This is a genomic window from Muricauda sp. SCSIO 65647, from assembly GCF_021534965.1.
GTDB lineage: Bacteria > Bacteroidota > Bacteroidia > Flavobacteriales > Flavobacteriaceae > Flagellimonas_A.
In genome coordinates, this window is record NZ_CP091037.1 from 3,011,731 (window position 1) to 3,024,592 (window position 12,862).

Below are 12,862 nucleotides of genomic sequence, written 5' to 3' on the forward strand. Positions count from 1 at the left end.
CAGAGTTTATCGAATAAGGGTATGGTATTTGACCTAAGTATGGTTACTTTTATTAATTTTAATTGCTGAAAAGAAAATTTATGGATGATAATTTTTCACCAAGGGTAAAAGATGTCATTGCCTATAGCAAAGAAGAGGCATTGAGGCTTGGCCATGATTTTATTGGCACCGAGCATTTGATGTTGGGTCTGTTGCGTGACGGTAATGGCAAGGCCATCAATATTCTTGATGCCCTTGATGTGGACTTGGACCACCTGAGAAGAAAAGTAGAAATATTGAGTCCGGCAAATCCCGGTGCCGGAACCACGCAAAAAGATAAAAAGAACCTGCATTTGACGAGACAGGCCGAGAGAGCGTTGAAAACGACCTTTTTAGAGGCCAAGCTTTTTCAGAGTTCTTCGATTAATACGGCACATTTATTACTATGTATTCTTCGTAACGAAAATGACCCCACTACAAAGTTGTTGCACAAACTAAAGGTCGACTATGACAATGTGAAAGAACAGTTCAAGTCGATGATCACCAGTGAGGATGACTATGTAGATTCACCCAAGTCAGAATCTTTTCCCAGTGATCCTGAAGATTCTGGAGATGCAAGAGATGCAGGTTTTGGCACGGGGAGCTCACAAAAAGGAAGCAAAAAATCGAAAACGCCCGTACTTGACAATTTTGGACGTGATTTGACCAAACTGGCCGAAGAGAACAAATTAGACCCCGTAGTAGGCCGTGAAAAGGAAATCGAGCGGGTTTCGCAGATTTTGAGCAGAAGAAAAAAGAACAATCCGTTGTTGATCGGTGAGCCTGGTGTGGGCAAAAGTGCCATTGCCGAAGGTCTGGCACTGCGAATCATCAACAAAAAGGTATCACGAATACTTTATAATAAGCGGGTGGTCACATTGGATCTCGCCTCTTTAGTGGCAGGAACAAAGTACCGTGGCCAGTTCGAAGAGCGTATGAAAGCGGTCATGAACGAACTGGAAAAGAACGATGACATCATCTTGTTCATAGACGAGATACATACGATTGTCGGTGCAGGGGGTGCCACGGGCAGCCTTGACGCCTCCAATATGTTCAAACCTGCTTTGGCAAGGGGAGAAATTCAGTGTATCGGTGCCACCACACTCGATGAGTACCGGCAGTATATTGAGAAAGATGGGGCATTGGAACGTCGTTTTCAAAAGGTCATGGTCGAACCTACCACCGTTGAGGAGACCATTGAGATTTTGATGAACATTAAGAGCAAGTATGAAGACCATCATAATGTCAATTATACCGATGATGCGGTCATCGCCTGTGTTAAGTTGACCAATCGCTATATGACCGATAGATTTTTGCCAGATAAGGCAATCGACGCCCTTGACGAGGCCGGTTCACGGGTACATATTGTCAATATGGACGTGCCCAAACAAATTCTTGAACTCGAGCAAAAACTTGAAGAGGTTCGTGAATTGAAGAATAGCGTGGTCAAGAAGCAGAAATATGAAGAGGCCGCCAAACTGCGCGATGATGAGAAACGGCTTGAGAAAGATCTGGCACTTGCGCAAGAACGTTGGGAAGAAGAGAGTAAACTTCATCGTGAGACCGTATCTGAAGAAAATGTCGCCGATGTGGTCTCGATGATGAGCGGTGTGCCCGTCAACAGGATCGCACAGACCGAAAGCAATAAACTGGCCGAGTTGCCAAACCTGATCAAAGGGCATGTCATTGGCCAAGATGAGGCCGTGATAAAAGTGGCAAGGGCCATACAGCGCAATAGGGCAGGACTCAAAGATCCGAACAAACCTATTGGCTCTTTTATTTTCTTGGGTCAGACGGGGGTCGGAAAAACCCAATTGGCCAAAATTTTGGCGCAAGAACTGTTCGATTCAGAAGATGCCCTGATCCGTATCGATATGAGCGAGTATATGGAGAAGTTCGCTATCTCTAGATTAGTAGGTGCGCCTCCTGGCTATGTGGGTTATGAAGAAGGCGGTCAATTGACCGAAAAGGTTCGCAGAAAACCCTATTCCGTAATATTGCTCGATGAAGTCGAGAAAGCACACCCCGATGTGTTCAATATGCTCTTACAGGTTTTTGACGACGGTTATTTGACCGACAGCCTTGGCCGTAAGATCGATTTTAGAAACACCATCATCATCATGACCTCGAATATAGGGGCGAGACAGTTGAAAGACTTTGGGCAGGGTGTGGGCTTTGGTACCGCTGCCAAAAAGGCGCAGGCCGATAGCCATCAAAAGAGTGTTATTGAAAATGCGTTGAAAAAGGCATTTGCACCAGAATTCTTGAACAGAATAGATGATGTGATCGTCTTCAATCCCCTTGAAAAGGAAGATATCCACAAAATCATCGATATTGAGCTCGAGAAACTATACAAGCGTATCAAAGATATCGGTTATGACCTTGATCTGACCGACAAGGCCAAAGATTATATTGCCGAGAAAGGCTTTGACAAGCAATATGGGGCAAGGCCATTGAAGCGTGCCATTCAAAAATATATTGAAGATTCTTTAGCGGAAGAGATTGTAAACTCAAACCTTGAAGAAGGCGATAGCATTTTCATGGATCTTGACGAAAAGAAAGATGAGTTGACCATAAAAATCAAAAAGGCAAAAAAGTCCTCGAAAACCGAATAAGGGATTTTTCCAAAGCACAGTAATATAAGCCCCATTTTTATGGGGCTTTTTTGTTTTCTTTTCAATGCTATTTGTAAGAATTGTTTGAGCTGGCAACACTTTTATGACACCATATACGATTTTTTGACTGTTAATCTAAATTATTTTCCTTTACATCTATACCCCTTTACATTCGCAGAGACACTATAGAAGATGGAAATGAAGATTGGGTCTAACAAAAAGGCCATAATAGTAAAGGAATATCAGCTTGATATCGGTACTGTTCAGGTCTACGACAATTATATGGTCTCGAGTTTTGATGAAGGGGCCACTTTGACTTTAGAAAGGGCATATCAAATAATAGGGATTTCAGAAATTCACTTCAGAAACCGACCCTTTGGGTATATCAGCCTTAGAAAAAATTCATACGCCATAGATCCGATTATCTATACTTACCTCAGGGGGCTTGACAATTTGAAGGCTTTTGCCATCGTTTCCAAAAAGGAAATCGATATGCACAACTTCAAAATAGAGAAGCTTTTCTATAAGAAGAACATGGAGTTCTTCATCGAATATGAAAATGCAGTGGTCTGGGTCAAAAAAAGGCTCAAGGCCAAAAAGGGCAAAAGCAAGCTTTAAGACTTTGCCGAAGTTTTCTTTTTGGCATTTTCCATGTCACTATTGAACAATGCCACGAAAGCATCACCGATAGTATCGATTATACCTAAGGCGGTGACTGCTTCATATCCCTTTTTTGAAGCTGTCAGATCACCCGCCAAACCATGCAAAAAAACACCAAAAATGGCAGCATGTGGTGCCGGGTATCCTTGCGCCAATAACCCTGTAAGCATTCCCGCAAGTACATCACCGCTTCCTGCGGTGGCCATACCTGGATTTCCGGTGGAGTTGATATACCCTTTCCCGTCATAGATCACAACGGTATGGGCACCTTTGACCACCATGACACAGTCATGTGCTTTTGAGAATGTCCGTGCTTTTTTCAGCTTATCAAAATCATCTTTCCAATCACCCAACAGACGTCTTAATTCGCCTTCATGAGGGGTTAAGATGGTCTTCGGAGGAAGCTTTTTCAACAAATCTGGATGCTTCGCCAAGATATTGAGTCCATCGGCATCTATGACGAGAGGTTTCTTGTTGTTGCCGAAAAATTTCGCAATGGCACTTACGGTGTTGCTTTTTGTGCCAAGTCCCATTCCCAGACCAATGACCGAAGGTTCAAAGGGAATGATTATATGGTTGATAAAGTCATCTTCACCGTCGGTTACGACCATTGCTTCGGGCACTGCCGTTTGCAGTATTTTGTAACCACATTCGGGTATATAAGTAGTTACCAATCCGCTGCCAATGGCAAGGGCGGCTTTCGCAGCAAGCACAACAGCTCCTATTTTGCCATAGCTACCACCAAGAACGACCGAATGCCCATAGGTGCCTTTATGGGCAAACTTTTCACGGGGTATGTAAAGGGGCATTATTTCAGCTCTTGTAATGAAGTCATAATCGGTTTCGGTTTCCAAAAGGTATTGGCCGTCCATTCCGATATCGATGATTTCCCATTGATTGATGAAAATTCCGGTCTGTGGAAGAAAAAATGACAATTTGGGCGCTTGTATGGTCAACACAAAATTGGCCCGTACAACAGCATCAAAATCATCAGGAACCCTATCTGGAAAAAGTCCGGAGGGTACATCGACCGAGAGCGTAAAAGCTCGCGAAGCATTTAAATGCTTGATCAAGTTGGCGACCCAATCGGTAGGAGGTCTGTTCAGTCCAATACCAAAAATAGCATCGATGATAATATCGTTTTCATCTATTTCTGGCAATACGCTTTTTTCGTTCAGAAATTCAGGCCATAATTTACGGTCTTTTAACCGCTCAAGATTGATCAAAAAGTCTTTTGAGCGTTTTTCACTGTAATTGACCACATGCACCACAGCGTCATAACCGTGCTCATGAAGATGCCGGGCCAGTGCAATGCCATCGCCACCGTTGTTGCCGATGCCGCAGAAGATATGAATTTTGACCGAGGCGCCTTGTAATCGTTCATGTAACCATTCGAATAGCCCAATGGCCGCCCGCTCCATAAGCACATCACTTGTTATCTGCTGATTCTTGATTGTCAACCCATCAGCTTTATAGATCTGTTCTGCGCTAAAAATTTTCATTCGTTAAATTTAGAGGTATATCGGTGCCTAATTCGTAAAAATGCTTTTTGTTGTTTGACAAGGTGGTCAAAAATACTACATTTGAAGCTTCAACATAACCATGCAAGCCGAGTTCATACATACATTTCGTCATTCAGACCAATTGATTTCTACCACTACAGCAGGTTTCACTACCACCCCTTTGGGGTAGCGCTAGTATATTATTCCGTCCAAAAACCTGTTTTTACTATTTCCATTTTAAGAATTGAATCATGAGAGTATTGAAATTTGGGGGCACTTCGGTTGCCAACGCAGAGAACATAAAACGCGTAAAATCAATTGTTGCCAATACCGCGACAGATAAAGTGTTGGTAGTGGTTTCGGCTTTTGGCGGCATTACCGATTTATTGATTGAGACTTTAGAACTTGCTTCAAAGAACGATTCAAAGTATAAAGAGTTGTTCTCAACACTTGAAAAGAAACATTTCGAAACGGTCAAAAAACTGTTCCCACCCAAAGAACAGAGCGCCATTTTGGGCAAGGTCAAGACCGATTTGAATGCATTGGAGTCTATGGTGGAAGGGGCCGCTATGATTGGGGAAATTACACCTAGCCTGTCTGACAAGGTTGTTTCACATGGCGAACTGCTATCATCGTTCATTATTGCCGAATATTTTAAGAGGGAAGGGTTAGATGCTGTTTTCAAAGATAGTCGAGAACTTATCGTGACCGATGAAACAAACGGTAGGGCAGCGGTATTTTTCGATGAGACCCAGAAAAACTGCAAGGATTTTCTTGATGGGATGGAACAACGGGTAGTCATGCTACCGGGATTTATAGCCGCATCAAAATCTGGAAAGACGACCACCTTGGGCCGGGGCGGTTCTGACTATACGGCGGCAATTCTTGCCGGGGCAATAGAGGCCGAAGCATTGGAAATATGGACCGATGTCAGTGGTATGTTCACCGCGAACCCCAAATTGGTCAAGCAGGCAAAGTGCATCGAGCATATTTCTTTTGAAGAGGCCATGGAACTCTCGCACTTTGGGGCCAAGGTACTCTATGCCCCGACCATACAGCCCGTATTGGGCAAGGGCATTCCGATTCATATCAAGAATACGTTTGCTCCTGAAGATGCGGGTACCTTGATATCGAAAAACCAAAACAATGGGGGAAAAACGGTCAAAGGCATCAGTCATGTCGAGAACATCACACTGCTTTCGCTTGAGGGCCCCGGTATGGTGGGTATTCCGGGTATTTCAAAACGATTCTTTGAAACCTTGTTTCTTGAAAACATAAGCGTGGTGTTGATCACCCAAGCCTCATCAGAACATTCGATATGCGTGGGTATTGCCGATAACGATGCTGAAAGGGCCGCCAAGGCCGTCGACGATGCCTTTGAGCTCGAAATCAATACCAAACGCATCAAACCTGTAATTGTTGAAAGCGATTTGGCCATTATCGCCTTGGTGGGTGACAATATGAAAAACCATCAAGGTCTCAGCGGCAAGATGTTCAGTGCGCTTGGCAAGAACAATGTGAACATAAGGGCAATAGCCCAAGGCGCTTCAGAACGGAATGTTTCTGCGGTCATTGCCAAAGAAGATGTCAAAAAAGCCCTCAATACACTTCATGAAGAATTTTTTGAGGAACAGGTCAAACAACTTAATCTTTTTGTCATCGGAGTCGGTAACGTTGGTTCTCGATTGTTGGCGCAATTGCAAAAACAGGGGAAGTACTTAAAAAAAGAGTTGCGCTTAAATGTACGGGTCATCGGTCTGTCAAATTCGCGTACCATGGTTTTTAATGAGGATGGGGTGGACCTAAAAAATTGGCAACAATCCATATCTGAGGGACAAAAAGCAGATCGAGACCTTTTTCTCGAGACGATTAAGAAGCTCAATTATCGAAACAGTATTTTGGTCGACAATACGGCAAGTGAAGAAGTCGCCAATAGTTATGGTAGCTATCTAAAAGAAAGCATTTCAATAGTGACCTGTAATAAGATAGCCTGCTCTTCAGGGTATGGTCACTATGGTGAATTGAAACGGTTATCAAAAGAATTCAATGCACCGTTCTTATTTGAGACCAATGTAGGCGCGGGCTTACCCATTATAGATACACTGAAACATTTAATCGCCTCGGGCGATAGGGTGAATAAAATCCAAGCGGTGCTCTCGGGCAGTCTAAACTTCGTGTTCAACAATTTCAATAATGCCATCACTTTTCACGATGTGGTCAAGCAAGCCCAAGAAAGTGGGTATACAGAACCCGACCCGAAAATCGATTTGAGTGGCATCGATGTGATGCGAAAAATTTTGATCTTGGCCAGGGAAAGTGGATATCAACTTGAAATTGATGATATCGAAAACGAATCGTTCTTGCCCCAAGAAAGTTTGAAGACAGCATCGAATGATGATTTTTTTGCATCCTTGATAAAATATGAAGCACATTTTCAAAAGATTTTCGAGGAGGCGGCTTCAAAAAAGTGCAGATTGAAATATGTAGCGCAGTTTGAAAATGGTAAGGCAAAGGTTGGATTGCAGCACGTTCCGGAGGGGCATGATTTCTACAATCTGGAAGGAAGCGATAACATTGTTTTGTTTTATACTGACAGATATATCGAGCAGCCCTTGATTATCAAAGGAGCAGGGGCAGGGGCCGATGTGACCGCTTCGGGCATTTTTGCCGATATTGTCAGAATAGGAAACTTTTAGGAATGGAAGAAATCAAAATATTCTGTCCGGCCACCATAGCCAACATCTCTTGCGGGTTTGATGTACTTGGCCTCGCCTTAGATGGGGTGGGCGATGAGATGGTGGTGCGAAAGGTAGCACAAGAAGGTGTGAAAATCACGAAGATCATTGGGCAAGAGCTCCCCCTTGAAGCAGAAAAGAATGTGGCCGGTGCGGCCATAATCGCCCTGCTTGAAGACTTCGATACCGAATTTGGTTTTCAAATCGAAATAGACAAGAAAATCAAACCGGGCAGCGGTATCGGTAGTAGTGCAGCCAGTGCGGCAGGGGCTGTTTGGGCTGTCAATGAACTGCTGGGTAGGCCTTTCACAAAACAAGAACTGATCGCATTTGCGATGCAGGGTGAAAAAGTGGCGAGTGGCGTGGCCCATGCCGATAATGTGGCTCCGGCGATTTATGGCGGATTTACATTGGTCAGAAGTTATGATCCTTTGGATGTAGTGCCGCTCCCCACACCCAAAGAATTGTTTGCAACAGTAATCCATCCTCAGATAGAAATCAAAACAGCCGATTCCCGAAAGGTGATAAAGACCAATATTTCCTTGGAAAAAGGAATCAAGCAATGGGGAAACCTAGGGGGTTTGGTGGCAGGGCTCTTTACTGAAGATTATGGGTTGATCGGGCGTTCGCTTGAAGACCATATCATAGAACCCATCAGGTCGATTTTGATTCCGGGGTTTGATGAAATCAAAGAAGCAACAATCATAGCAGGTGCGCTGGGCTGTGGCATATCAGGTTCAGGGCCATCGATTTTTGCGTTGAGCAGGGGAATCGAGACTGCCGAAAAGGTGGCAAGGGCCATGAAAGAGACGTATTTGAAATTAGATGTTGATTTCGACGTACATGTGTCGAAGATCAATTCAGAGGGAATCAAGCGCATCAAAGCACACACATGAGATATTTAAGCCTGAACGACAAAAACCATATGGCTGGTTTCAAAGAAGCCGTCGTAAGGGGTATTGCACCTGATAAAGGACTGTATTTTCCAGAACGCATAGAACCACTACCATCTTCTTTTTTTGATCAAATTGAGAACCGTTCAAAAGACGAGATTGCTTTTCAGGCGATTCAACAATTTGTAGGCGAAGACATTTCAAACAATGCCCTTCAAAACATTATTGCCGCTACTCTTGATTTTGAATTTCCTTTGGTCACCATTGAAGAAGGCATTGCCACTTTAGAACTTTTTCATGGTCCGACCATGGCGTTCAAAGATGTCGGTGCCCGGTTTATGGCAAACTGCCTTGGGCATTTTTCAGAAACCTCAGATGAAGAAGTTACGGTCTTGGTGGCCACATCTGGCGACACGGGTGGTGCCGTGGCCAATGGCTTTTTAGGTGTTGAAGGGGCGAAAGTAGTGATTCTATACCCCAGCGGCAAGGTCAGTGACATTCAAGAACGCCAATTGACCACCTTGGGCCAGAATATAACCGCCATGGAAGTTTCGGGCACTTTTGACGATTGCCAGCGCATGGTCAAAGATGCTTTTTTAGATGTGGATATTACCAAGAAAAGAAAACTGACTTCGGCCAATAGCATCAATGTGGCCCGTTGGTTACCCCAAATGTTCTATTATCTATTCGCGTATCGCGATTCAAAAAAACGGGAAATGGACATTGTGTTTTCGGTGCCGAGCGGAAATTTTGGCAATATCTGTGCAGGTATGGTGGCACATCGATTGGGCATGCCCGTGAAACACTTTGTGGCGGCGACCAATGTCAATGATGTGGTACCCAACTATATGAAGAGTGCCGAATATAGCCCTAAACCCTCCATTGCCACCATCTCAAACGCCATGGATGTTGGTGACCCCAGTAATTTTATACGGATCCAAAACTTATTTGAAAACAGTTTTGAAAAGCTGCAACGATATCTTTCTTCCTTTTCCTTTACGGATGAAGAGACGAAGGCCGCGATGTTCGATGTGTATGGCAAAACAGGCTATATGATGGACCCCCATGGGGCCGTTGGTTATTTGGGATTAAAAAAATACATGGAAAACAATCCAGGTATCTCCGGTATCTTTTTGGAAACCGCCCACCCCATCAAATTTTTAGATGTGGTCAAAGAAACACTAGATGTTTCCCTTGATATTCCACCACAGATCCAAAGGGTCATTGACAAAGAGAAAATCGCGATTCCTATCAAAAAATATGCTGAACTCAAGAGTTTCTTAATGGATTAAAACATTTTGATCAGTTTGTCAAAAAACTTCTAAAACGTAGCGGTTCTCCTCGTGGTTACGACATTATTTCAATACATTTGCGCAGCCAAAAGAAGCATATGAAAACGACCGCATTGACAGGTACACATAAGGCACTTGGGGCCAAAATGGTTGAATTTGCAGGGTATGAGATGCCCGTATCTTACGAGGGGGTAAATGCTGAGCATACAACTGTTCGCGAGGCTGTGGGCGTGTTTGATGTCTCACATATGGGCGAGTTTTTGATCGAGGGCCCAAATGCATTGAACCTGCTCCAAAAGGTGACCTCCAACGATGCCTCAAAGCTCACGGTGGGCAAGGCGCAATACAGCTGCCTGCCCAATGAGACAGGTGGTATCGTTGACGATTTAATCGTGTACAGGGTAAAGGAGGAAACCTATCTGCTGGTGGTCAATGCATCGAACATCAAAAAAGACTGGGAACACATTTCAAAATACAATGGGGCCATCGGTGCGGACATGCGCAATATATCTGACGATTATTCCCTATTGGCCATTCAAGGCCCGAAAGCGGTTGAGGCCATGCAATCATTGTCATCCATAGATTTGTCAAGTATCAAATTCTACAATTTTGTAGTGGGAGACTTTGCCGGCATTGATCATGTCATCATTTCTGCTACGGGCTATACCGGCTCAGGGGGCTTTGAGATTTACTGTAAGAACAACGAGGTCAAACAAGTATGGGACAAGGTCATTGAGGCCGGAGCAGATTTCGGTATCAAGCCCATCGGTTTGGCGGCCCGTGATACCTTGAGACTTGAAATGGGCTATTGTCTCTATGGAAACGATATTGATGACACTACCTCTCCATTTGAGGCAGGTTTGGGCTGGATTACCAAGTTTACCAAAGATTTTGTCAACGCTGAGACCTTGGCAAAGCAAAAAGAAGCAGGCGTTGACCGAAAGCTGATCGGATTCGAAATGAACGAAAAGGCCATTCCCAGACATGGTTACGATATTATCGACGCCGAAGGCAACCCCATAGGTACAGTAACTTCGGGCACCATGTCGCCATCACTTGAAAAAGGTATCGGTCTGGGCTATGTTTCGACAGCCCATATCAAAGAAGGAGGGCAGATCTATGTTGCCATTAGAAAAAAATCGGTCGCTGCCACCATTGTCAAACCCCCGTTTTATAAAGGTTAGTGCCAAATGCCTGAAAAGAAGAAACGATTAGAGCGGGAGAAAGGCAAAAAAGTACTGATTTTGGGAGGAAGTGGCTTTGTAGGCCATGCACTCTACAAAGAGCTGTGCAATTATTTTGATACCTACGGCACGTATTTTTCCAATAAAACCTTCAAAGACAATCAGCAGTTTTTCAAATATGATATGGCCGAAGATGACATATTTCGTATTCTTCAGCAAGTAAGACCCAAATACATTATTTCGGCCCTTAGGGGCGATTTTGCCGCCCAGGTACAAGCGCATCAACATTTGGTCGAGTATATGGCCAACCAACGCTGTAAATTATACTTTCTTTCTTCGGCCAATGTATTCGATGGATATAGCAAGTTTCCCTCTTACGAACATGACAAAACGCTGTCAGAGAGTATTTATGGCAAGCTTAAGATAAAAATTGAGAACATGTTGCTGCGGTTGCCCGAGCATAAGATCGGGATTTTTAGGGTGCCTATGGTATTTGGCAACACCTCACCCCGAGTCAAACAAATAAAAGCAGCTGTAGAAAATAATGAGCCCGTTGAAGTATTTCCGAACTTGATACTGAACGTGACCAATGATGACCGATTGGTGCAACAGATACATTATTTGATCAATCGGGACAAAAGCGGCATTTTTCATTTGGGCAGTAATGATTTGATTCACCATGAAGAATTCGTGAAAGAGATCATCAAGCGCATGGGGAATTTTCACCCGATTCTCAAAAGGGTGTTCACCACCAATGAAGATCGCTACTTGGCCGTACTTCCCAAAGACAACAAGCTGCCCAAAAGCCTACGTATCAGTTGCCAAGAAATCATCGACCACCATCTCATGATCGAATGAATTTGTATTTTTAGGGCACCATGGAAAAATTAAGCGAACAGCAGGTAGATGAGCAATTGGCCAATCTCGGTGGGTGGAGCCAAAAAGATGGTGCCATTACCAAAACATACCGATTCACCGATTTTAAGGAAGCCTTTTCAGTAATGACCCGTATCGCATTTGAATGTGAGGCGATGAATCATCACCCCGACTGGGAGAATGTGTACAACACTTTGACCATTCGTCTGAACACCCATGATGTGGGAGGTATTACTAGAAAAGATATTGAACTGGCCAAAACCATAGAATCGCTCATATCTGGCAATAACTGATTTCAGCACAACTTGTTTTCAATACATTCACTAACATTTTATAGGCAACTCTAAAAATGGGAAGAGCATTTGAGTTCAGAAAAGCACGAAAATTAAAACGATGGGCTGCTATGTCAAAGGCCTTTACCCGAATCGGAAAAGACATCGTTATGGCGGTAAAAGAAGGGGGCCCCGACCCTGATGCCAATGCCAAACTGCGTGCGGTCATACAGAATGCCAAGGCCGTCAACATGCCTAAAGACAATATAGAAAGGGCCATCAAACGCGCCTCTGATAAAAGTCAGGGTGATTACAAAGAAGTGCTGTTCGAAGGATATGGTCCACATGGCATTGCCATTCTGATTGAAACGGCGACGGACAACAACACCAGAACCGTGGCCAACATACGCAGTTATTTCAATAAGTGTGGAGGGAGCTTGGGTACTTCAGGTTCGGTAGAGTTCATGTTTGACCATACGTGCAATTTCAGGATAAATGGTGAAGGGGTCGACCCTGAAGAATTGGAACTTGACATGATTGATTTTGGGGCGGAAGAGGTTTTTCTCGATGATGACGGTATCTTGATCTATGCCCCTTTCGAATGTTTTGGGGCCATTCAAAAAGAATTAGAATCGCGGGGAATGGAGATTTTGTCCTCAGGCTTTGAACGTATCCCACAGGTCACCAAAGAGCTTATTTCCGAACAGGTAGAAGACATTGAAAAGCTTCTTGAAAAGATAGAGGAAGATGATGATGTACAGAACGTCTATCATACGATGAAAGAATAAGAACCTGCATGACGACAAAAAAAGCGG

Annotated in this window: 10 protein-coding genes; 9 read left to right on the top strand and 1 reads right to left on the bottom strand. The window is 43.9% G+C overall.

Features of this window, described 5'->3' with window-relative positions; all coding sequences use genetic code 11:
- Nucleotides 1-80: 80 nt before the first annotated feature.
- Nucleotides 81-2,633: an ATP-dependent Clp protease ATP-binding subunit gene (locus tag L0P89_RS13540; protein ID WP_235265649.1), complete on the top strand. Its 2,553-nt coding sequence runs from the start codon at nt 81-83 to the stop codon at nt 2,631-2,633.
- A gap of 198 nt (nt 2,634-2,831) precedes the next feature.
- Nucleotides 2,832-3,251: an STAS/SEC14 domain-containing protein gene (locus tag L0P89_RS13545; RefSeq protein ID WP_235268045.1), complete on the top strand. Its 420-nt coding sequence runs from the start codon at nt 2,832-2,834 to the stop codon at nt 3,249-3,251.
- Here the strand turns inward: L0P89_RS13545 and L0P89_RS13550 are convergent.
- The gene (locus tag L0P89_RS13550; protein WP_235265650.1) at nt 3,248-4,795 is read right to left on the bottom strand and encodes an NAD(P)H-hydrate dehydratase; all 1,548 of its coding nucleotides are present in this window, start codon (nt 4,793-4,795) and stop codon (nt 3,248-3,250) included. The genes L0P89_RS13545 and L0P89_RS13550 overlap by 4 nt on opposite strands.
- 251 nt (nt 4,796-5,046) lie before the next feature.
- On the opposite strand from L0P89_RS13550, the gene thrA reads away from it, so the two are divergent.
- The 7 genes from thrA (at nt 5,047) to L0P89_RS13585 (ending at nt 12,835) form a co-directional block, all read left to right on the top strand.
- Nucleotides 5,047-7,491 (top strand): bifunctional aspartate kinase/homoserine dehydrogenase I, encoded by a 2,445-nt coding sequence (gene thrA / locus L0P89_RS13555; protein ID WP_235265651.1) that lies wholly within the window; start codon nt 5,047-5,049, stop codon nt 7,489-7,491.
- A 2-nt stretch (nt 7,492-7,493) separates the two neighbouring features.
- Complete coding sequence (locus L0P89_RS13560; protein ID WP_235265652.1) at nt 7,494-8,426, top strand: homoserine kinase; 933 nt, start codon at nt 7,494-7,496, stop codon at nt 8,424-8,426.
- On the top strand, nt 8,423-9,715 hold the full coding sequence (thrC, locus tag L0P89_RS13565) for a threonine synthase (protein WP_235265653.1): 1,293 nt from the start codon (nt 8,423-8,425) through the stop codon (nt 9,713-9,715). Before L0P89_RS13560 ends, thrC begins: the two co-directional genes overlap by 4 nt.
- Before the next feature lie 98 nt (nt 9,716-9,813).
- Complete coding sequence (gcvT, locus tag L0P89_RS13570) at nt 9,814-10,899, top strand: glycine cleavage system aminomethyltransferase GcvT (RefSeq protein ID WP_235265654.1); 1,086 nt, start codon at nt 9,814-9,816, stop codon at nt 10,897-10,899.
- Nucleotides 10,900-10,905: 6 nt separating this feature from the next.
- Nucleotides 10,906-11,757: a sugar nucleotide-binding protein gene (locus tag L0P89_RS13575; protein ID WP_235265655.1), complete on the top strand. Its 852-nt coding sequence runs from the start codon at nt 10,906-10,908 to the stop codon at nt 11,755-11,757.
- A 20-nt stretch (nt 11,758-11,777) separates the two neighbouring features.
- Nucleotides 11,778-12,068 (top strand): 4a-hydroxytetrahydrobiopterin dehydratase, encoded by a 291-nt coding sequence (locus tag L0P89_RS13580; RefSeq protein ID WP_235265656.1) that lies wholly within the window; start codon nt 11,778-11,780, stop codon nt 12,066-12,068.
- Nucleotides 12,069-12,124: 56 nt separating this feature from the next.
- The gene (locus L0P89_RS13585; protein ID WP_235265657.1) at nt 12,125-12,835 is read left to right on the top strand and encodes a YebC/PmpR family DNA-binding transcriptional regulator; all 711 of its coding nucleotides are present in this window, start codon (nt 12,125-12,127) and stop codon (nt 12,833-12,835) included.
- Nucleotides 12,836-12,862: the final 27 nt, after the last annotated feature.

Coding starts and splice junctions, on each gene's coding strand:
- L0P89_RS13540 (WP_235265649.1), top strand. CDS start 81: ATGGATGATAATTTTTCACCAAGGGTAAAAGATGTCATTGCCTATAGC.
- L0P89_RS13545 (WP_235268045.1), top strand. CDS start 2,832: ATGAAGATTGGGTCTAACAAAAAGGCCATAATAGTAAAGGAATATCAG.
- L0P89_RS13550 (WP_235265650.1), bottom strand. CDS start 4,795: ATGAAAATTTTTAGCGCAGAACAGATCTATAAAGCTGATGGGTTGACA.
- thrA (WP_235265651.1), top strand. CDS start 5,047: ATGAGAGTATTGAAATTTGGGGGCACTTCGGTTGCCAACGCAGAGAAC.
- L0P89_RS13560 (WP_235265652.1), top strand. CDS start 7,494: ATGGAAGAAATCAAAATATTCTGTCCGGCCACCATAGCCAACATCTCT.
- thrC (WP_235265653.1), top strand. CDS start 8,423: ATGAGATATTTAAGCCTGAACGACAAAAACCATATGGCTGGTTTCAAA.
- gcvT (WP_235265654.1), top strand. CDS start 9,814: ATGAAAACGACCGCATTGACAGGTACACATAAGGCACTTGGGGCCAAA.
- L0P89_RS13575 (WP_235265655.1), top strand. CDS start 10,906: ATGCCTGAAAAGAAGAAACGATTAGAGCGGGAGAAAGGCAAAAAAGTA.
- L0P89_RS13580 (WP_235265656.1), top strand. CDS start 11,778: ATGGAAAAATTAAGCGAACAGCAGGTAGATGAGCAATTGGCCAATCTC.
- L0P89_RS13585 (WP_235265657.1), top strand. CDS start 12,125: ATGGGAAGAGCATTTGAGTTCAGAAAAGCACGAAAATTAAAACGATGG.